The 23842-nt window shown below is 41.1% G+C and carries 21 protein-coding genes; 8 read left to right on the forward strand and 13 right to left on the reverse strand.

Annotated features, from left to right (window positions below; translation table 11 throughout):
• The first annotated feature begins 75 nt into the window (after positions 1-75).
• Positions 76-2442, forward strand: coding sequence for an accessory Sec system translocase SecA2 (secA2, locus tag FZF09_RS12170; RefSeq protein WP_158736865.1), 2367 nt, complete (start codon positions 76-78; stop codon positions 2440-2442).
• A 2-nt stretch (positions 2443-2444) separates the two neighbouring features.
• Positions 2445-3365 (forward strand): accessory Sec system S-layer assembly protein, encoded by a 921-nt coding sequence (locus FZF09_RS12175; protein ID WP_158736866.1) that lies wholly within the window; start codon positions 2445-2447, stop codon positions 3363-3365.
• A gap of 276 nt (positions 3366-3641) precedes the next feature.
• Here FZF09_RS12175 and FZF09_RS12180 read toward each other — a convergent pair whose 3' ends face one another.
• Positions 3642-5861, reverse strand: coding sequence for an S-layer homology domain-containing protein (locus tag FZF09_RS12180; protein WP_158736867.1), 2220 nt, complete (start codon positions 5859-5861; stop codon positions 3642-3644).
• A gap of 296 nt (positions 5862-6157) precedes the next feature.
• Here FZF09_RS12180 and FZF09_RS12185 point away from each other — a divergent pair, with 296 nt between their 5' ends.
• Entirely contained in the window at positions 6158-6319 is a 162-nt protein-coding gene (locus FZF09_RS12185) for a hypothetical protein (protein ID WP_158736868.1), read from the forward strand.
• Between the two features lie 93 nt (positions 6320-6412).
• Here FZF09_RS12185 and FZF09_RS12190 read toward each other — a convergent pair whose 3' ends face one another.
• The 4 genes from FZF09_RS12190 to FZF09_RS12205 all read right to left on the reverse strand — a co-directional run bounded on the left by FZF09_RS12190 (position 6413) and on the right by FZF09_RS12205 (position 10555).
• Positions 6413-6628 (reverse strand): hypothetical protein, encoded by a 216-nt coding sequence (locus tag FZF09_RS12190; protein WP_158736869.1) that lies wholly within the window; start codon positions 6626-6628, stop codon positions 6413-6415.
• Positions 6622-6819 carry a hypothetical protein gene (locus FZF09_RS12195; RefSeq protein ID WP_158736870.1) on the reverse strand — a complete coding sequence of 66 codons (198 nt, stop codon included), beginning with the start codon at positions 6817-6819 and terminating at the stop codon, positions 6622-6624. Before FZF09_RS12195 ends, FZF09_RS12190 begins: the two co-directional genes overlap by 7 nt.
• 186 nt (positions 6820-7005) lie before the next feature.
• The gene (locus tag FZF09_RS12200; protein ID WP_158736871.1) at positions 7006-10095 is read right to left on the reverse strand and encodes a CotH kinase family protein; all 3090 of its coding nucleotides are present in this window, start codon (positions 10093-10095) and stop codon (positions 7006-7008) included.
• 205 nt (positions 10096-10300) lie between these two features.
• Positions 10301-10555 (reverse strand): hypothetical protein, encoded by a 255-nt coding sequence (locus tag FZF09_RS12205; RefSeq protein ID WP_158736872.1) that lies wholly within the window; start codon positions 10553-10555, stop codon positions 10301-10303.
• Positions 10556-10724: 169 nt separating this feature from the next.
• Between FZF09_RS12205 and FZF09_RS12210 the strand changes: the two genes are divergently transcribed.
• Together FZF09_RS12210 and FZF09_RS12215 are read left to right on the forward strand one after the other, a co-directional pair.
• Positions 10725-11504 carry a polyphosphate polymerase domain-containing protein gene (locus tag FZF09_RS12210; RefSeq protein WP_158736873.1) on the forward strand — a complete coding sequence of 260 codons (780 nt, stop codon included), beginning with the start codon at positions 10725-10727 and terminating at the stop codon, positions 11502-11504.
• A 330-nt stretch (positions 11505-11834) separates the two neighbouring features.
• Positions 11835-12515: a DUF4956 domain-containing protein gene (locus FZF09_RS12215; protein ID WP_091580781.1), complete on the forward strand. Its 681-nt coding sequence runs from the start codon at positions 11835-11837 to the stop codon at positions 12513-12515.
• Here the strand turns inward: FZF09_RS12215 and FZF09_RS12220 are convergent.
• The 3 genes from FZF09_RS12220 to FZF09_RS12230 all read right to left on the reverse strand — a co-directional run bounded on the left by FZF09_RS12220 (position 12487) and on the right by FZF09_RS12230 (position 14794).
• Positions 12487-12642, reverse strand: a complete 156-nt coding sequence (locus tag FZF09_RS12220; RefSeq protein WP_158736874.1) for a hypothetical protein — start codon at positions 12640-12642, stop codon at positions 12487-12489. The two genes, FZF09_RS12215 and FZF09_RS12220, sit on opposite strands and share 29 nt — an antisense overlap.
• A 292-nt stretch (positions 12643-12934) precedes the next feature.
• Complete coding sequence (galU, locus tag FZF09_RS12225; protein ID WP_158736875.1) at positions 12935-13819, reverse strand: UTP--glucose-1-phosphate uridylyltransferase GalU; 885 nt, start codon at positions 13817-13819, stop codon at positions 12935-12937.
• A gap of 18 nt (positions 13820-13837) precedes the next feature.
• Positions 13838-14794: an S-layer homology domain-containing protein gene (locus FZF09_RS12230; protein ID WP_158736876.1), complete on the reverse strand. Its 957-nt coding sequence runs from the start codon at positions 14792-14794 to the stop codon at positions 13838-13840.
• Between the two features lie 507 nt (positions 14795-15301).
• Between FZF09_RS12230 and FZF09_RS12235 the strand changes: the two genes are divergently transcribed.
• Together FZF09_RS12235 and FZF09_RS12240 are read left to right on the forward strand one after the other, a co-directional pair.
• On the forward strand, positions 15302-15868 hold the full coding sequence (locus FZF09_RS12235; protein WP_158736877.1) for a transposase: 567 nt from the start codon (positions 15302-15304) through the stop codon (positions 15866-15868).
• A gap of 19 nt (positions 15869-15887) precedes the next feature.
• A complete protein-coding gene (locus tag FZF09_RS12240) occupies positions 15888-16343 on the forward strand; it encodes a single-stranded DNA-binding protein (RefSeq protein ID WP_158736878.1) in 456 nt (151 codons plus the stop codon).
• Positions 16344-16625: 282 nt separating this feature from the next.
• Here FZF09_RS12240 and FZF09_RS12245 read toward each other — a convergent pair whose 3' ends face one another.
• The 4 genes from FZF09_RS12245 to FZF09_RS12260 all read right to left on the reverse strand — a co-directional run bounded on the left by FZF09_RS12245 (position 16626) and on the right by FZF09_RS12260 (position 21088).
• Positions 16626-18917, reverse strand: a complete 2292-nt coding sequence (locus FZF09_RS12245; RefSeq protein ID WP_158736879.1) for an S-layer homology domain-containing protein — start codon at positions 18915-18917, stop codon at positions 16626-16628.
• Between the two features lie 70 nt (positions 18918-18987).
• The gene (locus FZF09_RS12250; protein ID WP_158736880.1) at positions 18988-19731 is read right to left on the reverse strand and encodes a hypothetical protein; all 744 of its coding nucleotides are present in this window, start codon (positions 19729-19731) and stop codon (positions 18988-18990) included.
• Between the two features lie 209 nt (positions 19732-19940).
• Complete coding sequence (locus FZF09_RS12255) at positions 19941-20522, reverse strand: hypothetical protein (RefSeq protein ID WP_233269483.1); 582 nt, start codon at positions 20520-20522, stop codon at positions 19941-19943.
• Positions 20523-20527: 5 nt separating this feature from the next.
• Entirely contained in the window at positions 20528-21088 is a 561-nt protein-coding gene (locus FZF09_RS12260; protein WP_158736882.1) for a VanZ family protein, read from the reverse strand.
• Positions 21089-21441: 353 nt separating this feature from the next.
• Here FZF09_RS12260 and FZF09_RS12265 point away from each other — a divergent pair, with 353 nt between their 5' ends.
• Positions 21442-21588: a hypothetical protein gene (locus FZF09_RS12265; protein WP_158736883.1), complete on the forward strand. Its 147-nt coding sequence runs from the start codon at positions 21442-21444 to the stop codon at positions 21586-21588.
• A 129-nt stretch (positions 21589-21717) separates the two neighbouring features.
• Here FZF09_RS12265 and FZF09_RS12270 read toward each other — a convergent pair whose 3' ends face one another.
• Positions 21718-23505 (reverse strand): SLC13 family permease, encoded by a 1788-nt coding sequence (locus tag FZF09_RS12270; protein ID WP_158736884.1) that lies wholly within the window; start codon positions 23503-23505, stop codon positions 21718-21720.
• Positions 23506-23842 lie beyond the last annotated feature (337 nt).

Below are 23842 nucleotides of genomic sequence, written 5' to 3' on the forward strand. Positions count from 1 at the left end.
AAATATCTGAGGAATTAATGATATACTGTAAAAAGTGTATTGATAGAATGACCGATATAATAAGGAGAGAACAACATGATTGGTTCACTGAAAAAAATAATCGGAGATGAACAGCAGCGCCGATTGAAAAAATATAATAAAGTCGTAGAGCGGATTAATAAGCTTGAACCGGAAATAGAGAAGTTGTCTGATGAAGATTTACAAAAGAAAACCGAAGAATTTAAAGAACGGATTCAAAATGGAGAAAGCGTCCAAAAATTAAGAGAAGAAGCTTTTGCCATCGTTCGGGAAGCTTCCCGCCGCGTGATCGGTCTTCGGCATTATGACGTTCAGCTTCTTGGCGGTTTAACATTAAACGACGGAGATATTGCCGAAATGGCAACAGGGGAAGGTAAGACATTAGTTGCATCCCTTCCGAGCTACCTGCGCGCATTAGAAGGAAAAGGCGTCCACGTTATTACGGTAAATGAATACTTAGCCCGCCGTGACCGTGAACTTATTGGACAAGTACACGAATTTCTCGGACTAAGCGTTGGATTGAATGTTCCCCGGCTCGCCAAAGAAGAGAAGAAGAAAGCTTACCAAGCAGATATTACATACGGTGTCGGAAACGAATTCGGTTTTGATTACTTAAAAGACAATATGGTATACAACTCCTTTGAGAAAGTGCAGCGCCCATACAACTTTACAATCATTGATGAAATTGACAGCGTCCTTGTGGATGAAGCAAAAACACCGCTTATTATTGCCGGAAAAACGCAGGTGAATCCAAGTCTTTATCAAATCTGTGCGAAAATGGCACGCAGCTTTGATGCAGAGAAAGACTACTTGTATGACCCTATTTCAAAGTCTGTTAGTTTTACAGATGCGGGCATTACAAAAGTCGAAAGAGCATTTGGCATTGATAACCTGTATGACTTAGAACACCATACTCTGTACCATTTTGTACTACAAGCTCTTCGTGCACGTGTAATGTTTAAACGCGATGTGGATTACATTGTAAAAGAAGGAGAAATTAAATTAGTTGATATGTTTACGGGACGTATTATGGATGGGCGCAGTTTCAGTGACGGCCTCCACCAAGCCTTAGAAGCTAAAGAAGGCCTTGAAATTACAGAAGAAAACAAGACGCAGGCCCAAATCACTGTCCAAAACTACTTTAGAATGTATCCAACGATATGCGGCATGACTGGAACAGCGAAAACAGAAGAACAAGAATTCAGAAACTTGTACGGGATGGATGTCATTCAAATTCCAACAAATAAACCACGCATTCGAGAAGATAAAGAGGACATCATCTTTGCAACGGCAGAAGAAAAATACCGTGCTGTCGCAAGGGAAGTGGAAAACCGTTATCAAAAAGGGCAGCCTGTTTTAATTGGAACGTCTTCTATCATTCAGTCCGAAACGATGGCACGCTACTTGGATGAACAAAAAGTCCCCTATGAATTGTTAAACGCAAAAAGTGTAGAAAAAGAAGTACAATTAATATCTCTTGCTGGTCAAAAAGGACAGATAACAATCGCCACAAATATGGCTGGACGAGGTACAGATATCATGCTTGGAGAAGGCGTGGCAGAAGTGGGAGGCTTGTTTGTGCTTGGCACCGAACGCCACGAAAACCGCCGGATTGATAACCAGTTAAAGGGACGTTCCGGCCGTCAGGGAGACCCCGGAGAAACGCAAATGTTTCTTTCCCTCGAAGATGATATGCTGCTTCCTTTCGGGGAAGAAGATATTGAAAAATTACAAGAAAACTTAAAAACAGATAAAGCCGGGAAAGTCTTAAATGAAGACGCGCACCGTGTTGTAAACCTTGCCCAAGAAATGTGCGAAAATGCGAATGCATCCTTTCGTGAATATACACTGAAACTTGATGACATCGCAAACGAACAACGCAATGTCATTTATACGCTGCGTGATAAAGTGCTTGAAAAAGAAGATCCGCTCAGCACATGGGTTGTTATGGTTCAATCCAGTACGAAAAAGCTTGTGGAAAGCTATTGCGGCGATGAATACCTGCCCGATGACTGGGATATTGAAGAACTGCAAAGCCGGTTAAATCATATTGTTTTGAATCCTAAAATACATCTTCCCAAAAATGTAGAAGACCGCCGTGATATCTTGGAAATCGTTGAAGAAAAAACAGAAGAATACTTAAAAAAAGTGGAAGCCTTTCGTGAAAAAAGCGGTGTACAAACCCAGGCCCGCAAAGTACTTTTAACAACGATTGACCGCCACTGGCTAAGCCATCTTGAAGAAATGACACGATTAAAAGAAGGAATTGGGCTGCGAAGCTATCAGCAAGAAGATCCTATGCGCGTCTTTACGCGGGAAGGGTATGAACTGTTTACGAGAATGTACGATATGATTGAACAAGACGCTTCCGTTCATTTATCTAAATTAATACGACCATTAGTGCAACCAGAAGAGGTGAAATAATAATGCTCCCATTTTTTCGTAAAAAAGGAAACGGCAAACCAAAAATGGAAGGAAATGAAACGACCGTTTCTTCTGAAGAACTGTTAAATGAAACAAGCGAAACAGACGACAGCGAGCAACAAGTAGAGACAGACTTGTCGATTCATCCTGAATGGACAATCTCCAAAGAAGACCAATATTCCTTTCAGTTTTTGAACATGGAATGCCCGCCGTTAAAACCGAATCAAATTTCGCTTTCGGGCATCAGCCTTCAGGAAGAAAAAGACGGGCAATATCAAGTTACTGCATTTATTCGCAACAGCTTAAATAAAACGATTAAACTTCACGAAACAACGTTAGTGCTGCTTGATAGTACAGACAAAGTACTTGGACGAAAAAAGATGGACTTGTCCGAGGCAGGAGAAATTCCAAGTAAAAGCAGCCGCCCTTGGAAATTTTCTTTTGCAGATACCGATTTATTTACAACCGAACTACCGAATGAGGGATGGAAACTGGCCTTTCAGCTTAAACCATCCTCCCGCAAACACAGTCTTTCTCTTGAAAACAGCTGGGAACAATCCCTGGCGGAAAAAGACAAAGTGAAACTGCAGGAAATGGTAGATAACTTGACTCCTCCCAAACCTGGAGAAGTAAACTTTATGGGGTTAAAAGCCCTTCGAAAAGAAAACGGAGACCTCCACGTTACGATGCTCATCCGTAACGGCAGCAGTAAAAATATTAATCTGGAACAAATTCCTCTGCAAGTAGAAGATGCAAGCGGCGAAACCATTGCTAAAGGCGGGTTCACACTCGATAAATTTGAAGTAAAAGCAAACACGAGCAAACCATGGACCTTTATTTTCCCGCAAGAGCTTGTAAGTGACGAAGAAATTGACTTGAGCAGCTGGAAGGCGTACCCGGTTCAAAAAAATAAAAACCATTAAAAACAAAAGAACAAATCCCTGAAAATAGAAAAGCAAAAAAGTAACCCCTTCCGTCTTATGCAGGCAGAAGGGGTTTTATATGAATAGGAGAAACCGTGATATAGGGGTGTGCACTTTTGTATTTATGAGTAAAGCTATTTTTGATTTGATCATATTTTTGTCTTTTATGAACCGTTTTCGAAAATGTTTGTTCCCAATATGCTTCAGATGTATTCTCGGCCCCACAATGAAGTAAAAAAGCTCCTGACGATATGGCCAGGAGCAATTCATTATTTTTTATAAATCTTCTAACGCTCGTTTCATAAATGTCGCGAATTGCGCTCGTGTAACAGCTTCTCCGGGACGGAAACTGCCATCACTGCCGCGGCCTATGTCATGCGCAGCCAGTGCCTCTATTTCTTCATACGCCCAGTAATCTGAATCAACATCATTAAATGTGTTTGCAGGCTCGCTCTTTAGATCAAAAGCCCGGGCGAGAATTACAGCCATCTGAGCACGAGTCAGATCTCCGTTCGGACGGAAGGAATCACCATCCCCGCGCATTAAATCTTCATCTGCTACCGTTGCTATAACAGAATAAGCGTGAAAATCTTGATCTACATCTGTAAATCCAGGATCCGGACGATCATTCCGGTCAAAATCGAATGATCTAGAAAGCATGCTTGCTGCTTGAGAACGTTTCAATTTCATGCCGGGACGGTATGTTCCATCTTCATAACCGCTCACAATCTCACGTTCTGCAAGGTATTCAATTTCACTTGCTGCCCAGTAATCATGGCTGACGTCGCTAAACATAGCCGGTGCAGTAACTTGAACGGGTATTTCTTTTTCATTTCCAGCCAATTTTGCAGTAATGGTGCCGGAACCTTTTTCACTGCTAGCTGTAAATCGGCCATTGCTGTTAATGGTACCTATATCACCGCTTACTTCCCATTCTATCCGTGAGGAGTCAAATAACAACTTTTCTCCGTTAGATAGTTCCGGACTTGCTGACAATGATACGGTTTCTCCCGTGCCAATATTTACTTGAGAATGCGATAGATTCCAAGACTCAAACGTATCGGTTACTTTTACAGACGTTGACCCTACTTGACTTCCATTAAAATTCGCTTGAATACGTCCTTCTCCTGCCTCTTCTGCTGTAAAAGTGGTACCGCTCATGGAGCCTGTATTATTGCTGACATCCCAGCTGATTTCACTTTCATTTACGTCTACAGGATTATAATATTTATCCATGCCATAGGAATAATACATATCTATCTCATGGCCGACAAGCAATGTGCCGCTTTCTCTAGAGAGAATAAGACGTGATAAGTCAGAAGTTGGCGCCGTACTTACTGCCTGAAGAGTAGAAGATACCGAACGTTCGCTTCCTGCAGAAAGATTGTTCATAACACTTGCAAACTCATCTCCATGATTTCTTGCTACTAATGTAGTTGAACCGCCGCCATCAAAATTCAACGCTCGATCTGCACCTAAGCTTTTCATATAGTTTGCCAGTTCACCGATGTCTGCCCGATCTAAAGTGACCATATACGCTTTATCGCCGGAAGCATCCACACCTACTGCTGTGCGGGCCGTTTTTGACGTATAGCGCCAGCTGTTTGGATCCATTGTAATATCTACTTCACCATTGCGAACGAGTTGAGGGCCGCTCCCTAGAATAAAGGAAGCGTCTTTCCAGCGATCATTAATAGATGCCCCGACTGTAATAGAGTCGCCTGCTTTTACATCTTTTAATTGATCATACTTCCCCCCGTTAGCAGAAAGGACAAATCCATCAGACGGTATACGTGTATTCCCATTTTCACTGTAATCACGCACTTCTGAAACGGTTCCACTGATTTCATCGCCGAACGAGAAGTTTCCAGGACTCCCTGAAGCGTTTTCCACCACAATTTCTATTCCATATGCATTGGTGCCTGTCCGATTATTTATGTAAGAAGGAGTAAACAATACCGCTTCATTTTCGCGGCGGGTGTTATTAATATTATTTACACTCACCGATTTTCCGTTCACTTCGGCTAGAACCCTGGCATCATATTCCCCAATGGAAACTTTACCATTGCTTCTTTCTCCAAACACAATCGGTTCACTCCGGTAGTGCTGTCTGCCATCCGAAATTTGTCCGAAACTAATAATCTCGTTATCTTTAGTGATAATACTAAAAGGCAGCTGACTAGAGCCTGCGCCCATATCAAAAAAAGAAGCATTGATCGCGCCTACTACTCTATTACCTTCTGTAGAAGCGTTCCTTGCCTGTTGTGATGTCGTTTGCAGCTGATTAAGCGGGTCAGGCACCCCGATATCAAGTTTACTATGTTCATCTGTTAAATCGACAGTTAACACACTTGCTCCAGCACTCGAATCACTATTATATGACACTCCCGGCCCCACTTGAAACGACGCAGCTCCGGCGCCTTGAGCTGCCGTAAAAAACAGCGTCATTGAAAGCGCAGCAGTAACCCCGCGTTTCATTACATTCTTTACATTCATTTTTCTAAATCCTCTCCCAATATGTAAAATCTTATGAAACTATGAAATAAACACTAATAGTAGAATATTCCAACTGTCGGATTCTGTCAATTCGATCAGAATAATTGGGAAAAAAGATACAGGTACCTAAGAAAAGCGCAAGCGCCCTGGTCAGCCGCGACAGGTTCTGGAGCTTTCGCGCAGGGTCGTCTGTGACCCGGAGTCGAAAGGGAAGACATAAGACGTTCAGCTTATTTTAATGAACTTCTACTAAAATCGCACACGTCCTGTGTGCAACGTAGAAGTCACCACATCGTGTGGAAGTACGTCCTGTGACAACGCTGAACTGGCTTGCACAGGAGGTGTTGACTTTTGCGTTGCGACAGGACGTCGCGGTTTTAGCAAAAGTTCCTCTTTATCGTGTGCGCCTGAGCGGCTGGGCGCTGAAGCTAGACATCAAAAACGCCAACTATTTATAATTTCTTCTCTGTTAAAAAAAGAAACGCTAGAAATGAAAAATGATAGTTGTTTCAGAGATTATCTCGCTTGGTTAGGCGCTTTGTTTCTCTGATTCAGCGCTTTGGGCCACTGCTTCGGCTCTTATCCTTCCTTGTTTTCAGCACTCTCTTCCTCTTTCGGCGCTTCTCCTTCCCCTTTTCAGCTCTTCCTTCCTTGTTTTCAGCACTTCTTCCTCTTTCGGCGCTTCTTGTTTCAGCTTCAGCTCTTTCTTTCTCTCTTTCAGCGCTTCTCCTCCCCCTTTTCAGCTCTTCCTTCCTTGTTTTCAGCACTCTCTTCCTCTTTCGGCGCTTCTTGTTTCAGCTTCAGCTCTTTCTTTCTCTCTTTCGGCGCTTCTCCTCCCCCTTTTCAGCTCTTCCTTCCTTATTTTCAGCACTTCTTCCTCTTTCGGCGCTTCTTGTTTCAGCTTCAGCTCTTCGCTTCTCCTCCCTCTTTTCAGCTCTTCCTTCCTTATTTTCAGCACTTCTTCCTCTTTCGGCGCCTCGCTTCGGCTTCAGCTCTTTCTTTCAATCTTTCAGCGCTTCGGTCCCTGGTTCCAGCTCTTCTCCTCTTGCATTCAGCTCTTCATGCCGCTTTTTCAGATCTTCCTTTATTGACCCAAAAAAAGTCAGAAAGCTGGGCTTCCTGACTTTTTCTTGTTCTGTTTTCCTTATTGTATAACTTCGAAACTGTCGATGTGAACGCGGTGATTCACCGCATCCTCATGGAGGTTTCCGCTCACTGTAATTGTTAAGGTGTGCGTGCCATCCTCTAATCCTTCGACGCTGTATAATTCTTTGTTAAAAATAGCTTCTTCTGCGTAAGTATCTACTTCCATTTTTTCTCCATCTACTTCGATTTCTGCGATTCCTTGAGTGACTCCTTCATAACCAAACCAGCGGATGCCTGTACCTTTAAAAGTAATTTCTATTTTATCTCCAGCTATGTCGCTAAATGCAGCTGTTCCTTCATGGTGTTCTTCATTCGTGCTTTCCTGCCAGCTTCCTTCATACTGTGCAGCGGGATGATCCTCATTATAGACACGAGCTTCATCCGCTGGATCTATTACTTTTACTCTCGCCATAGCGGTTACTTCGTTATTATCATTGTGAATGGTCAGCAGTCCTTCCCCAGCTCCTTCAGCGGTGAATTGTTCCCCGTCCGTCTCACCTAAGTCTGGGTTGCTGATGGAAGCATAAGCCCCTTCCACATTTGTTTCTTCAGACCAATTGATGGTTTCACCAGATTCTATAGTGATGTTTTCTTTTTGGACAGAAGAACCTGCGACTTGGATGGTGCCAATTGCTTCTCCGTCATTACTGGCAAGTTCGATTTCCGCATATCCGTCTGCCGATATAACCAACCTGCCGTCTTCATCAACAGCGGCAGCATCTGAATCACTCGACGAAAGTTTAGCCGGCTTTTTGTCCACTCTAATTTCAAGTGGAACCCCTGTTAAATAAGTGCCTTCCCATTGCCCGTTCTCTAGCGGTACTTCTTCTCCATAGATTTCTACATTATGCTCTCCATCAATGTTAAATGTAAGATCAGCGTATCCATCTAATTGTAGATAATCCATTAAATGAGCGTACATGTAGTCATCACGTACTTGACCAAATTGTCTCATCACTTCAACATTTTCGTGCCATTTTTCCATGCTTTCTGGTTCGTCCCAGCGGTCAATGTTTTTCTCCATTTCAGGTTCATACATTGCTTCAAACTCTGAGAGCTTCTCTGTTACAATCTTATCGTCAAAATGAGTGTTCAAATAATGAGCAAACTTGCCGGCAAACTGAGCCCGAAACTCTTCATTTTTAAGCAGCGTGCGTAAAAGAAACGTTGCCCAATCAGGGTTAGGCCAGCTGTCATTTCCTTCTTCTGTGGCAAAATGTAGTGTGTGGTGAGCTGCCGTTTCACTCACACCAGCCAAATCAAAACCAAAATCCAGATCAAACACCGTCCAGCGCCATTTGCCATTTGGCTTTTCCCGCCAGTAACGGTTATTATTTGCCGGCCAGTCCGTGTTCCTTACGTAAATCTCAGCGATATTATAATCAATAAAGTTATTAATATCCATTTGTTCTTTGACCTGTGCATACACTTGTGGATCGGTTATATCATTATGCTCCATGTATGAAAGCATTTTTTGATAGTGGCGGTTGTCGCCTTCTCTGACATTGGCGTTATTTTCTAGATATTCAAGATCCTCTTCTAAGACGCCTAATTTATATTCAAAATAATGTTTGTCAATGCGTTCTCTTAGATTATAAATTCCCCAATACTCTCCATTCAAGTACAAGTTAGAAGGTCTAAATGCTTGTTTTTCTACATCAAATCCAGTAATAAGCTCTTGCAAAAAGGCATCCCGAAAGACCGTGTCATCCCAGTCATTACCTGAATTGCGGAGAAGAAGCCGATTATATTCACTATCATCCTCGCTTTCAAAAATAGGATAACTGAATGTATTTTCACTATCATAATCAGAGCGGCCGTATAAACGGAATGATTTTTTTGGATAGTAGCGGCTTGTATTGCCGTGAAGCCTCACGCCCGCCTGCTGGTGTATCATATTCGTGCCGTCCGGCTTGTACATTTCTACGCTTACTTCTCGTTCCCATTGGTCGCCGCTCTGGGCATAATTCGCCGTTTCTTCCGGATTCTCAGCATCCTCATCGTAATTTACACCTTCTGTATAGATGCCGTTCGCTTCTCCGAAAAAATCATCTGGGTTTCCTGCGATAGATACAACCGGAAATGTACTCTCTTCTCCAATAATGTACGTATTAGAAACCATTTCTCCTGCGTTTCCATATTGATCAAAAAACTTCGCTTTCACGACCGTTGTTTCATCCACCTCTATCGGGTCCGTGTATGATTCGGATTCTTCATTTGGCTCACTGCCATCTGTTGTATAACGTATTGTCCCTGGTTCTTCTTCCATCAGCTGCTCTAGTTCAACTGTTTGAGGAGAACTATAAAAACCTCCCTCTTGATTGAAAACAAGTGCAAGCTCCGGTTTATCAATATCCATGTTGTCAACTTGTTCAAACAGTGGAATGAAATCTTTCATATTGACACCTGGATTCCCTTCTACGTATAGTCTCTCTGTTAGATGAGGGAGCTCAAACACCGGTGAAAAGTCTTGAATGGCGTTATGCCGTAAATTAATATCTTCCAATTTATTCAAATGAGATAATACAGATATATCCTCAATATGATTATTACGTACATTTAATTTCCGCAATTCCACCATATTTTCTAAGGGTTCTATTGACGTAATGCTGTTGCCTCTCACATTTAAGTCCTGTAAAGTCGTCATGTGGGCAATGGCTTCTACATCCTTAATACCAGTTTCTCTCAAATCAAGGCTTCGCATTCTTTCCATTTTTTCGAGAACTGCTACATCTTCCACGTGATTTCCTCGAAGGTTAAGGTCTTCTAAGTATATTAATTCCTCCAGCGGATCAATATCTTCGATCCGATTTCCTTCTAAATTTAAATCCCTCACGGTAATTAGTTTTTCTATTCCTTCTAAGGATTCAATCCCGCTGTAACTTAGATCAATCGAATCGACTTCTTGTAAATCTTCTTGTCTAACCGGCCCTTCAGGCTGGTCTAACGCTTCCCGGACCGCCGTCTCTAAATTTTCATCTGCAAAATGCACAGTGCTGTCGTCAGCTATGATAAATGCAATAAAACCGATGACCACAGCGATCGGGATCAGCAGCAATGCTGCTCCTTTTGAATGTTTACGGTTCAAAATGTGGTCCCTCTCTTTCCTTTTCTAAATTGCGTATATCAATCATTAAAAATCTTGGCTTGTCGCAAAAGTCGTAGTTTTGCTTATACTTTAATCCTTTTAATAAAGTTAAACTCTCCAATAGTATTCAAGAGCGAGGCGCTGCCTTCTACCATGAAAAAGCATTTAGCTCGAAAATTGTATAATCTCGTTTAATATTGGTTAACTAATTTGACTGTGTTTCTAAAATGTTTGTTTTCATACAAAAATCTCGGCTTACCGGTATGTAAAGGATGCTGCCTAAAATTCCGTATCCAGCGGCAACGGCGGCATTAGTATGTCCTGTACGTTGAATGCCAAAGTTTTGCTTCCTGTTTGCCAATAAAATTCTTTTTACCTTCTTTACAATGGAACAAACTATATTATAGCAGACTACATCATCTTCAAACAGAGTCGTTTCTGCAATGCAAAGACACTTCATTATGCACTTCCTAAAAATTTAAAAATGTGCATCATGTACCATGTCACTATTGATTTTTACATGATATAATTTTAATATTGTAAAGCTTTTGTTAATGTTTGATTAATTATGTAAATAGTATTACCGATATAAACGCTGTAAAGGTTTACTAAAAGGATGGTGAAGGAAGATGCTTTCAAATGAAATTTTTCAAAGGTATGAATTAAAGTATCTTATCCCATTTGAAAAATACCAGGAAATTGCAAAAGAACTCACGGCAAATGATAAAATGCGCTACGACAAATTCGGTGATGGCTTTGGCTGTTACAATATCGTAAGCCTTTATTTTGATTCGGATGATAAGAAAATTTATTATGAAACCCGCAATAAATTAAGGTTCCGCCAGAAGCTTCGTCTCCGTGTTTATGATGATGCCACCATAAACAGCCCTTCCTTTTTGGAAATTAAACAAAAGTTTAACAAGGTGGTTAATAAGCGCAGAACCAAAATAAAATTAGCAGACGCCTATGAATATTTGAAATATGGTAATCAACAAGGTGATTTACGAGATTATGAACCTTCTAACCCGCAGATTATGAACGAAGTAGAATCGTTTCGCAGCTTGTACGGTTTAAAGCCGCGAGTTGTAGTAAGCTATGACCGTCAGGCTTTTCACGGTGTAGAAGATTCTGATCTGCGCGTAACCTTTGATTATAATTTGATGGCACGGGATAATAACCTTCACATTGAGGACGGTCCGGAAGGCACTAATTTTGTTAATCCTAACTTAGTCGTTATGGAAGTCAAAGTTTCACAAAGTGTTCCTTTTTGGTTATCAAGAATGCTAAGTGAATTTGAATGTCCGCGGCGCAGTGTCTCTAAATTCTGTACTAGTATTGATCTTATGGAAGAAATGCAGCAGTCCCGCGAGCAATCTGTAAATGAAAACCTTACGTCTTTAATTGTATAAAAACGGCTTGCTGCCAAAAAGAATATTGCAAGAAACGCTTTCAAAACCTATAATGTAAAATGGATTAAAAATTCTTGTATCAGGTCAAGCTCCTGCTTTATACAAAAACTCAGTTTGCAAATGTCTTATACGTACATGGCTGCATAAAGATTACAAAACTTTGATATACTTTCTGAACAGTATCAAAAACGGGGTTGTTTCAAAAGCTGAAGCGGAGGGAAAGCGCTGGTCTTTCCTGCCAGTCGGCTTCTTTTGAAACAGCCTCCTCCTTTTGTGTAACGAATGAACCAATATAACAATATTTCACGGACTTTTTAGAGGAGAATTCTCATGAATCAATTTATGAATGAAATTCGCGATTTTTCAGATTTAACCACCAGAGCAGTAGTTTTAGAAGGCCTTGCTGCTATTGGGCTTAGTTTTATACTTAGTTTGATCATTACCTTTTTGTATAAAAAAACACATAAAAGCGGCCGCTACTCTCAATCCTTTGTGCATACGATTATCATTATGTCTGTTGTTGTCGCGATTATTATGATCGTTATCGGCAATAACATCGCCGTTGCTTTCGGTTTAGTTGGTGCCTTTTCTATTATACGCTTTAGAAGTGCGATGAGTGATCCAAAGGATATTGCGTTTATCTTTTTTGGTATGGCAGCCGGTATTTCCTGCGGACTTGGCTTTTATGCACTGGCGGTTATGTTTACCATTGTTTTATCGATCTTAATTTATGTTTTGTTTGTATTCGACTACGGCGGAATCAAAGGGTCGTACAAATCTTTAAAAATAACGATTCCAGAGAACATGCATTATGAAAACGTTTTTGATGATATTTTTGAAGAATACTTAGAATATCACCAACTGAACATGGTAGAAACGACGAACCTCGGTACCATGTATCAACTCACTTACTTGATTGCCAAAAAAGAAGGAATTAGCGACAAAGATTTAATGGATGCTATCCGCGAAAGAAACTCTAATCTTAAAGTTGCCGTTGGTATGGTAAACTAATAAGAACAGCGCAAGCGCGTTGCTCACGAGCGACAAGTCCTGGAGAGTCGGTATATGGAAAGCTGATCTTTGCTTTCCATTGACGAACCGAAGGAATCTCGATCGAGTAGGCGCTTGCGCTAGACATGTAAAACGCCAACTATTTATCATTTCTTACCTTTTGAAAAAGAACCGTCCGAAAACGGTTCTTTTTTATATAAGAGCGACTCCTCATTCCATCGCGTTTTAGGCAGCTGTTTCCGATTATTCTATGATTGGGAAAAGCATTCTGATATAGCTTGTCACATAATAAAACGCCTAATTCGCCATCATGTACAATCAATGCCTTCGTTGTGCTTATACTGTTTACAAATAACATCTTTAATATATAGAAAAAAAGCCTGATTTTTTGGGCCGTCCCCCAAATCAGGCTTTTTCTATTACTTCCTTGTATGTGCTTCTAAGGATTCTTTCAAATAAGCTTCTAGCGGTTCTTTTAAATCGTCACGGTGAAGGGCAAAGTCAAGGGTCGCTTTAATAAAACCAAACTTATCACCCACATCATAGCGGACACCGCCGAATTGATAAGCCAGCACAGCTTGCTTTTGATTTAATTCTTTAATCGCATCTGTTAATTGAATTTCGTTGCCTGAGCCTGGCGGAAGCTGTTGTAAAATCTCAAAGATTTCTGGGCGCAGCACATAACGGCCCATAATCGCATAGTTAGAAGGGGCTTCCTCTAGCGGAGGTTTTTCTTTTAAATCCTCAAGATGCAAAACACCCTCCTCTATTTGTTGTCCTTTTGGCTCTACAATACCGTACTTGGAAACATCTTCATCCGGCACCTGCTGCACTCCTACCACAGAAGAGTGATACCGCTCAAACGTTTCAATCAGCTGCCTTAAGCATGGTTTTTCTGATTTTACAATATCGTCTCCGAGCAGTACCGCAAACGGTTCATTTCCGACAAAGCTGCTTGCACATGCAATCGCATGTCCTAATCCTTTTGGTTCTTTCTGCCGGATATAATGGATGTTTGCCATATTTGAAATAGCTTGTACTTCTTCGAGCTGTGACCATTTTTTCTTTTTTGATAATGTTTCTTCTAATTCATATGACTTGTCAAAATGGTCTTCGATCGCACGCTTACCGCGCCCGCTGACGATAATAATATCCTCAATACCAGATTCAATTGCTTCCTCGACAATATATTGAATGGTCGGCTTATCTACAATGGGAAGCATTTCCTTCGGCTGAGCCTTTGTTGCTGGTAAAAATCTTGTTCCAAGTCCTGCTGCTGGTATAATTGCTTTTTTTACTTTCACAAAGATTCACTCCCCGTTTTACTCTTCCTGTTCGTCCCACAACATAAATATATCACTGGGACGAGGATTGATTTCTATTTCTCCAAGCTGCTGAACTTCTTCTGTTTGATCTGCCTGTTTTAAAGCGTTAAATATTTCATCTGCTGAAAGCGGGGCTCCGAGTGCTTCTGCAGCCTTAGAAGCCAGTTCAAAATTAGCCTCGGTTGTCCGTGCTATGACATATTCCCTGCGCTCTCCTTGATAAGCCTGGAATAAGTGATAGTATTCAGGATCTGCGGTAGCAAAACTGCTGTTATCACGAGCATACAAGGTTACTCCTGCTTCATTATACAACGAACGAACTTTTTCTGTATAACCATTTGAACCTTCTGGTGTCAAATCTAGTAACATTTCAGCCTGCCATTTCGTGAATTGGCTGTCATGCAGGCGTTTGAAGAACACTGCTGCCTGGGCACGAGTTAATTTGCCATTAACGTCATAGCGTTCGGTTTGTGTACTTCCGTCTTGTCGGCCTGTCGTCAAATCTTCTTCAAACATCCATGCTACGGACTTCTCTAAGCCTGGTTCCTGGCCTTGAGAATGAGCAAGCGCCTGACTGATAATACCGCGGGTCACTTCTCTGTTTTTAACCGAATCATTACGTAAACCAGGCATTCTTAACGAAGAATGAGAGAGCGCTTGATAGGATGGCTGAGACCAATGACTATTTTCTCCTCCGCTAGTCTCAAGGTTGAAGTACCGCTGAAGGATGGTCACAAACTGAGCCTCTGTCATTTCATCTCCCGGCCCGAAGCTGCCATCTTTATAACCAGTCATCAGTCCGGATTCATCTGCCCAGGTTATTTCTTCATAGGCCCAGTACCTTTCATTGACATCTGGAAAACCAGCGGATTGAGCACTTGCTTTACCAGGCTCGAACGTCCCTATATGAAGGTTCGCTTCTTCACTTATGTACAAGAAAGAACTTACGGTCATAGCTGCGATTACCATTTTACAAAATGATGGTACAATACTGCGGCTGTTAGTATGCGTGGTGCTGTTAGATCTTCGGTTTAAGATCGTTTCCCCACCTCCTAAAAGCTATAATCCTTTTTCATTATATCGTTTCTAGCATTGTGCTTGCTACCTTCACAGAAAAAAAGTCGAACAATGTTTTGAACCTTCCCAATCATGGACAAGTAACTGAGACAAATCCTATCATATCTTATGAAACATAGTCTTTCATGAGGTTTTCAAATTATGGGATTTTTGGTAGGGTCTGGCCCCTCATGAAATTGTAAAAAAAAAGTAGTGATTTTATCCTAGTTATCTGGTATATTTAGGTTACTCCATTCCGAAAGGAGGACCGTTAACGTTTTACTGCCTAATCTTTTGTAAGCTACCCCCCCTAAGCTTACAGCCCCCTCTTATTAACTTTACTTCCCATCGTATCATGGGTCTTCTCATTGTTTTATTTATCATCCTAAAGGTGGTGTTTAAAGCATGCCTCGTCAAGAACGGATCTGGTTCCCAGGACTTACGTACCGCATAGAAGCTAAGGGAATTAGAAATTCTCAGCTTTTCTATGATGAAAAAGATTATTCCCACTACCTCTATCTATTAACAAAAATAAAAGCAGATTGCGATTTTGACCTGCATGCTTATTGTCTTCTCCCTAACAAAATTGATTTATTAATAGAGACATTTCAAACAAATTTGTCTACCCTAATGCATCGGCTGCAAACAAATTATGCCATGTACTTTAACCGGAGGCATCAGTTACGCGGCCATGTGTTTCAAGGAAGGTACCTGTCCGAACCGATCAAGGATGAAACGCATTTTTTTGAAAGTTCACAGTATATTCACCTTATCCCCCTCCGTGAAAATAAAGTGAACAATCTATTACACTACCGATGGAGCAGCGCTAGAGATTACCTTTCTCCTCAACCTGAAGAAGAACCTTTGCACCCCCTGCTGACACTAGATCGAACGCTGCGGCTTTTTCCTTCTCCAAAACACCAGCATTTTGAAGAATTTCTATTCCATTTTATGAGGGAAGAAATCCTGTAGAGACAGAGAGGAGCTTTCTATGTTTAACCAGGTCACGATTGTAGGCCGTTTTACTCGCGACCCTGAAGTAACCTATACCAAAGACGGTACAGCTGTCTGCAACTTCACGTTAGCGGTGCAGCGATCGTTTCGTAATATGCAAGGCGATTTTGATGCTGATTTCGTTCCGGTTACCGTTTGGAGAAAACAAGCAGAAAACACAGCCCTTTACTGTCATAAAGGCGCTCTTGTTGGAGTGAACGGCAGAATCCATACGAGAATGTATGAAAATAAAGATCAAAAACGTATTCAGGTTGTAGAAGTGAATGCCGATCAAGTTCGCTTCCTTAAACTAAATTCTAATCAGCAGACCCCTTCCGCTTCACCTGAAGCGACTACAGACGATAAAAACAGGCGGGATGTTGTTCAAACTCCGCTTGCCCCCACAGAAAACGTTCCCGTAATGAATGTAAAAGAGACGAACACCCCTCAGTAAACAGAAATATCATAACAATTTCTGCCTTCAGAAACAGGTGTCTTCTATTATCCTCGTTTCATCTCTCCTACATCCTCTCTCACTGTAAAGCCTCTGGTCAACCTGTTGCCAGAGGCTTATTTATATAGAAAAAGGTACATGAAAGGCTTTTCTGCATGAGTGGTGAAACACCTTACTGGACAAACGTTCTTTGGCAGCAGGATTCTTAGAGCATAAGGGGGAGCGAAAACATAAAAACCTCCCCAAGCAAAAGCTAAGGGAGGCATTTTCACATTACGATGTTTAGTTGCTGAAGTTTACAAATTTTAGGTATTCATCCAGCATTTTAGCCATCTGAGCACGGGTGGTACCTGTTTTTGGATCAAAGACAGTGCCGTCTTCACGGCCGCTGATAATTCCCGCTTTAACTAAACGTTCTACATCTTCTTTCGCCCAATCACCAATGCGTGCTTTGTCTTCAAAAAACGCGATCGATTTCTGTTCGTCTAGATTCTCTTCATCAAACCCTGTGATGTCTAATGCTCGAGAAAGCATCGCTGCTGCCTGCTGACGGGTCACAGACTCGTTTGGATCAAATGTGTTATCTTGACGTCCTTGAATAATTCCTTGTTCTATTGCTGCTTGAATTTCATCAGTAAACCAGTCGTCAGCATTCACATCCGTAAACTCACCGTCATATTCCCCTTCAGCCGAAAGACCAAGAGCACGAGTAAGCAATGCAGCAAACTGAGCCCTGCGCATTTCTTCTCCAGGTGCAACTGTATTATCATCTCGTCCTTGGAAAATAAAGCGGGAGCCGAGTTTATCAAAATAATGTTTCGCCCAGTAGTCAGCAGGGACATCGTCAAATTCCACATTATTTTCTACTATGACGTACTTGCTGAAAGATTGAGATTTGAAGGATGCTTTATTTTCGTGAACAATAGTTGGTGCAGCAGTAAAACCGCTTCCTTGTTCATCTAAACGAAGTACAACAGCATGTGTCTCATCCAGATCCTCATCCCCGGTAATGCTGCGTTCTACGTGACGGTTAAAACGAGTTAAAGGAACTTTGCGATTATCAGAATGAACGTTAGCATTAAATTCCACTATGGAAGATTTTGTGTTAAGGTTATTGGTCTTAATGACCTCATTATCATCAGAAGATGTATTAATTGAAATACTTACTTCTACATCTTCCTCATCCGCTAACTCTAGCTCAGAACGCAGACGCTCATCATTTAGTTCTTCAGCTGAAAGACGAACTGATCCTTCCTCAGACTGTACTTCGATTTCAGCATGTGGATTTTTCCCACGTATCACATCAAGGACTTGAGGGGACAAACGTAATTCACCACGCTCTGCTGCTTGTTTTTCAACTTTAAATCTCATGAGCTCCACATTTTCTGTATTCTCCAGTTCTGCAGCAAGCTTGTCCGCATCTACTCGGCGGATAATATGTGTTACACCATCTGCATCTGTAGACTGCTCATCATCGTATAACCCATCACTTGGAACAGTCGTGTTGTCTTCTTGATCTTCCTCCTGGTCGTTTTGGTTATCATCCGCTGGAGTATCAGAGTCCCCTTCCTCTTCTTGAGAGTCAGAGTTTGCCTCAACATCTAGTATGGTTCGTGCTACTTCAATTTCTGCATCACTCTCAGACAAACGATCTAATGTAGCTGCAATCTCATAAACTCCTTCAGAACTTGCAGTAAATTCAATTTCACCTTGGTCCCCTTTGGAATAAATGTTTGTTTTATTGCCGCGTTCATCAATTAAGTACCAGTTAAAAGACTTTGCTGCATTCACAGAAAATCCGCCGGCATTCACTCGAAATTCTGGTTGAACGGTCTCTCCTTCTTTTATCGATTCTATATTACTAATCTCGAATTCTCTATTTTGAACAGCCGTAGAGACTAGCTCTGATCTAGCTTTGGCATCTTCATCAATTTCAGCATTTATATCGCCTAATAATTCAATAAATCCTGTTATTCCTACACCCAGTCCATCATTTAACTGACCGTCAAGTTCGTGAAGATCCCCTTGACTGATTGCTTCATTTACAATGCCTTCTACCGCTTCATCATAAGATTTACTAGCAAAACTTATTAAATTGCTTTTGTTATTTACTACTTTTTCTATTTCTCTGAATAAATCAATAAAATCTTCAATAACTTCTTCGCTTCCGAAAATTTCTTCGAAGTTCTGTTTTTGTTCTCCTTCTCTGAAATCATGTAAAGCCTCTTCTAAATCACCAGCTTCACTATAACCTGTGAAAGTGGTGTTCGTAATGCTTGAAATAATTCCTCTATATGCTTCTTCTTTCGTGCTGTCCCCTTTTATTTCTTCAGGATAATGCCAATTAATGTTTGAATTTTCGCCTACTTGAGCGTGCACTAAATTTTGGGCATTTGCTCCATCATAAAAATGATTATAAAATTTCTCTGCCATTTCAGCAGTATCATTTTCTGATACCGCTGCATGTACAGCAGGAATGCTTGCAAAAGAAGCCCCTGAGGCGAATGGCCCTGCAGCAATTACTGTTGCCAGCACAATTTTTACGGCTTGATTACTGTATGGAAACTTAGTCATGTATGCTCCTCATTTCTTTAAAGTTGAATTTTTCTATGATCTACTAAACGCATCTAAAGGTGTACTTCATTTATGGGGCAAAACTTTCAAGATCAGATCGAGTGGCTGCTTTTTTTTCTTCATATGCATTTTTTATTTGTGCAGCTTCAGATGAAGCATGACCGTTTTGTTTTAATTCTTGTTGAAGTTGTTCATATTTTTCATAAAACGCACTGTCTGCTTGGCTTTCAAGGCTTTGAGCTTTGGATATGTATTTGCTTTCATCAACCTCTCCTTCATTCATATACTCTTCATACGCTTGCTGCACGAGGTTGTTAATTTCATTTTCATAATTTCTTTCTAGCGAGCGAAATTCCGTATCATAATCATTCAGAATAGCGTCGGCACTGCGGTCGTTTCCTTCTGCATCTGTGCTTGTCCCTCGATCTGTTGTTTCTGAAGAGTTTGAATTAGATCCAGCATTGCCGCTGCTATTGCTCGTTTGATTTCCAGGTGAATCATTATCTTCAGATGCTGAAGATGACGTAGTATTTTTTTCTTCCGACGAAGACGACGATTCTTCTTTAGAAGGATTATCATTTAACGACTCATCTTTATCTTCGTCTCTTAAAGAAGCTGCCTCATCAGAGCTTTTGTTCTTTGCTTGTTCGCTTCCTGATTTTTCTTCCTCGTTTTTTTGCTGTGCATCTTTTTCATTGCCATTTCGTTCGACGTGCTCAGTCTGTGATTGTTCTACTTTTTCGTTAAAAGTAATTGTCCCTACTACAGCAAGGATAACGATTAATGCTGCTCCAATGCCTATCCATTTCTTCATATAAACAAAGCCCCTTTGATGTAAAAATTATGTCAGTGTTATACATAGTTTCGTAGGTTCATAAATGGAAAACAATATTAGAAAAACTCGGTTTGCCGCAAATGGTAAAAGAAAACCTCCTTAAAAGGGGAAAGAACTTCTACTAAAAACGCACATATCAACGCACAAAATGTGCTAATGCCGCCAATGCGATAGTGAAAAATAAGACATTATGAAAAGCTGTTTAATGCAATGAGTTCACGGACATATTTCATGCGGCTGCTCTCTTTTGCTGACTCGTACTCCCATTCGTACTCCCACGCGTATGAGACATCAAAACCGTTTTCTTTTAATTTCTCTTTTAACTCTTCTATTTGCTTTTCAAATAATGCATCCAGCCGTTCTTCTAAACGATCGGCCTTCAGCCGGTATGTATCGACTACATCATAATAGTCCGAGTTTTCAGCCCCTAAGTTGCTATGATACGTATCTTTTGCTTCCGAAAGGTATGCTTCCATTTCTTCTTGGTGTTTTGATATTATCTGATGTAATTGGGTTTCAAAGGGTGCGGTTACGTCATGCAAAGAAGTCTTTTCTTGTTTATTTGTTTTTTCTTGTGGTGACGTCTTTTCTTTTGTTTGGTTGTCTTTTGGCTCTTTGGACTCAAGGTGCGTATTTTCTGTGTTTTCTACGGCGGAAACAGCTGGCTGTTGCCATTCGTGATCTGTTTGGTTTTGCCAGTTTAGCCATCCAGCACCAACCACAATAAATGTTGTAACAACCACTGCTGCAGCAAGCCAATGGCTCGTCATTTGATTCAATCCTTTCCCTCACCTGCTCTATTTATATATCGGAACACTGCTTTCTTCTTTAAAGAGCCACCTGTTGTTTTCTTTTTGTTAAGCCTGGTGCCCCAAAATAATATAAAAAGAATGCCGCACAGTCCTCCGGTCATATCTAACACCACGTCCTGCCACAATCCGGTTCGATCCGGGTGGTAAAAGTGCCGGATTTCATCAATAACCGCAAAGACGGCAACTAGTGCGAAAGCAACGGTCAGTTTCCAGCATTTCGTCCATCTGTAAGGTTTCAGGGCCACATATCCTAAAACTGCCATCCCAAAATAAATGACAAAGTGGGTTCCTTTTCGAATAAAAAATTCAATAAAACCTGCCGTTCCTTTTTCTTCAATACTTACCGTTCCTGATGAGTATGTAAAGGAAATCATACCAGCTATTTGCTCTACCCAATGTAAGGGAAAGAGCCTAATATATCCGCGTAGGTCTTGTTGTTCATAGGGCATAGAAGAAGCAGCAGCAATCCCTGCCATTAATAAAAGCAACGGAAGCATATAAAGTATCTTTTTTGGAGCGGTCAATGTAATCTCTCCTGAAATTTAGAAACTTGGCTTCCGGACAAGTCGAGTAAAAAATTGGTCTTTTTTTTCGATATTCCCTTATGCGTACAAGTAAACTAGATACGGAAGCTTAGTAAGAAAAGCGCAAGCGACCTGGTCAGCCGCGACAGGTTCTGGAGCTTTCGCGCAGGGTCGCCTGCGGCCCGGAGTCGAAAGGGAAGACATCAGACGTTCAGCTCATTTTAATGAACTTCTACTAAGATCGCACACGTCGACACATAGGATGTGCTAATGTCGCCAATGCCACAGGACGTGGCGTTTTTGGCGACGGGTGTGCAACGTAGAAGTCACCACATCGTGTGGAAGGACGTCCTGTGACAACGCTGAACGGGCTTGCTCAGGAGGTGTTGACTTTTGCGTTGCGACAGGACGTCGCGGTTTTAGCAAAAGTTCCTCTCTATCGTGTGCGCCTGAGCGGCTGGGCGCTGAAGCTAGACATCAAAAACGCCAAACATTTATAATTTCTTACCTTTTAAAAAACGAATATATAAAAGACCAGCTTTCGTTTGCTGGTCTTTTACATCTATATTCTATTTTATAAAAATTACTGCTTTTTTCCAAGTGATTCATTTACTTTTCAAATCATTGCATTAAACTAAAACCATCCATGTAATGGACACCGTGATAGCCATTACCATCAAACTGACAGGAATCCCGATTTTCATAAAATCAATAAACCGATAGCCCCCTTGTCCATAAACAAACAAATTGGTCTGATAGCCGATCGGAGTAATAAAACTGGCTGAGGCGGCAATAGCTACGATAACAGCAAGCGGTGTGATCTGAATACCCAAAATCGCTGCCGTTTCTATAGCTACCGGAAGCATGATAATAGCAGCTGCGTTATTCGTAATAACTTCGGTCAATATATTGGTTAACACGTAGAGCAGTATAAACATTCCAATCAACCCAAATGGCGCCATCCATTGCAGCATCATTTCTGCTAAATAAGTGGCTGCCCCCGTTTTCAACATAGCTTCCCCAATTCCAAAAGCTGCTGATATGACAATCAGCACTTGAAAAGGGATATAATTTTTTATTTCCCGAACCGGTAAAATGTTTAATACCAATAACAGCATAACTGTCACAGCAGCTGCTGTAAAAATAGAAATGATCTGAGCGGCTGCCAGCACGATCATGATGCCGAAAAGGATAATTGGCAGAATCCTTTTCCACACCGGAAAAGGTTGAAAGGGATTGCTGCTTTTATTGGTTCGTAAAATTGTGAATTCATTTCGTGTACTCGTTCTATTTTCAAAGTCAGGCCCTGCAAGCAGCAACAGTGTATCACCAGGTTTAATAGTGATTTCTTCCATCCTCTGTACGTGCTGGTCATCGTAGCGGTGAACTCCGACAATCGCTGCGTCAAATTGCTGAGGAAATAACGTATCTTTCATTTTTTTAAATAACAGAGAAGAATAATGTGTCACCACAACTTCTAAAAGCTGACTCTCTCCTTGTCGCAGACCATCAAGCTGATACGCTGCACCTGTGTCTAATTGCAGTCCATCCCGTCCCTCTAAATAAGCAATGTCGTTTAAACTGCCGATCAACAGCAAACAATCATGGGCTTTAAGTTTAAAAGACGGAGAATAATTCTCTAACACTTTTCCTTTTCGCACAATTCCAAGCAGCTCCACCCCATTTTTTTGATGCAGGCCTGCTTGTTTAATGGTTTTTCCCGCAAACTCCCCGTTCGGCTCTACTACCATTTCTGCTGAAAAGCGCTTTTGGTTTTTATCTGTATTAAAATATGGCATGGTAGGCACTCGATTTGGAAGCATTTTTAGACCAATGCCAATCATGAACACAATTAAAAACAACGTAATGGGCACGCCGATAATCGCTAGTTGAAAAAAAGAAAAGCCTTCAAACCCTCGTTCAATCAGCATGCCGTGGACAACCAAATTAGTAGACGTCCCAATCAGCGTCATCGTGCCGCCGGCAATCGTTGCAAACGAAATCGGCAGTAAAAATTTAGATGGTGCAACGTCATGTTTTTCACACCATTGGCGAACGTACGGAGTGAATGCCGCCACAATCGGCGTATTGTTCAACACACCTGAAAAAAGGGAAGAAGGCACCATAATACGAAGCAAGGATTGTCTTGGACTATGGCCGTTGTTTAAAACATTTTCCACAAACCTTTCCACTAATCCGCTTTTTTGTACCGCTCCAGCAACAATACATAGCAATCCAATCGTAAGCATCCCCTGATTGTAAAATCCTTGCACCGCTTCTGCGGGGGTAAGAATTCCTGTTAAAAGGAGTACAAAAAGCGCAGTAAGCAAAATAACTTCAGGGCGTGCTGCTTCTTTTATTAAAGCTCCCATCATCGCTAGAATAACGATACCGGTTACTGCCATCTCCCACGTCATCACCATCACCCCGCTTTCACGTCCTTGTATACTATATATATGTAATTAAACAAAGTAATTTGATAGGTTTTATAAACTTTAATATTATATTATACCTTTCTTATCGGAATTGTAAATATTAATCACTCATAAAAATAAAATTACTTTAAATTTTTTCAGCTTCCACCGCATATAATCATGCAGCAGTTTATTTTCAATAACTGTCTTTGTAGATTTTCAGGCTCTTTGATACACTATCAATTAATTACAATAAAAAAATTCGACGAATTTAGCAGGAATGAAATGAAAAATATAGAAGATACTGATAAACAGCTGCAACTATGCCTGTTGTACACAC

Origin of the sequence: Alteribacillus sp. YIM 98480 (assembly GCF_009765375.1) — a bacterium.
GTDB lineage: Bacteria > Bacillota > Bacilli > Bacillales > Marinococcaceae > Alteribacillus.

Excerpts from the sequence above, each read along its gene's own strand:
- secA2 (WP_158736865.1), top strand. The coding sequence starts at position 76 with ATGATTGGTTCACTGAAAAAAATAATCGGAGATGAACAGCAGCGCCGA.
- FZF09_RS12175 (WP_158736866.1), top strand. The coding sequence starts at position 2,445 with ATGCTCCCATTTTTTCGTAAAAAAGGAAACGGCAAACCAAAAATGGAA.
- FZF09_RS12180 (WP_158736867.1), bottom strand. The coding sequence starts at position 5,861 with ATGAATGTAAAGAATGTAATGAAACGCGGGGTTACTGCTGCGCTTTCA.
- FZF09_RS12205 (WP_158736872.1), bottom strand. The coding sequence starts at position 10,555 with ATGAAGTGTCTTTGCATTGCAGAAACGACTCTGTTTGAAGATGATGTA.
- FZF09_RS12210 (WP_158736873.1), top strand. The coding sequence starts at position 10,725 with ATGCTTTCAAATGAAATTTTTCAAAGGTATGAATTAAAGTATCTTATC.
- FZF09_RS12215 (WP_091580781.1), top strand. The coding sequence starts at position 11,835 with ATGAATCAATTTATGAATGAAATTCGCGATTTTTCAGATTTAACCACC.
- FZF09_RS12220 (WP_158736874.1), bottom strand. The coding sequence starts at position 12,642 with ATGTCTAGCGCAAGCGCCTACTCGATCGAGATTCCTTCGGTTCGTCAA.
- FZF09_RS12230 (WP_158736876.1), bottom strand. The coding sequence starts at position 14,794 with ATGACCGTAAGTTCTTTCTTGTACATAAGTGAAGAAGCGAACCTTCAT.
- FZF09_RS12235 (WP_158736877.1), top strand. The coding sequence starts at position 15,302 with ATGCCTCGTCAAGAACGGATCTGGTTCCCAGGACTTACGTACCGCATA.
- FZF09_RS12240 (WP_158736878.1), top strand. The coding sequence starts at position 15,888 with ATGTTTAACCAGGTCACGATTGTAGGCCGTTTTACTCGCGACCCTGAA.
- FZF09_RS12245 (WP_158736879.1), bottom strand. The coding sequence starts at position 18,917 with ATGACTAAGTTTCCATACAGTAATCAAGCCGTAAAAATTGTGCTGGCA.
- FZF09_RS12250 (WP_158736880.1), bottom strand. The coding sequence starts at position 19,731 with ATGAAGAAATGGATAGGCATTGGAGCAGCATTAATCGTTATCCTTGCT.
- FZF09_RS12255 (WP_233269483.1), bottom strand. The coding sequence starts at position 20,522 with ATGACGAGCCATTGGCTTGCTGCAGCAGTGGTTGTTACAACATTTATT.
- FZF09_RS12270 (WP_158736884.1), bottom strand. The coding sequence starts at position 23,505 with ATGACGTGGGAGATGGCAGTAACCGGTATCGTTATTCTAGCGATGATG.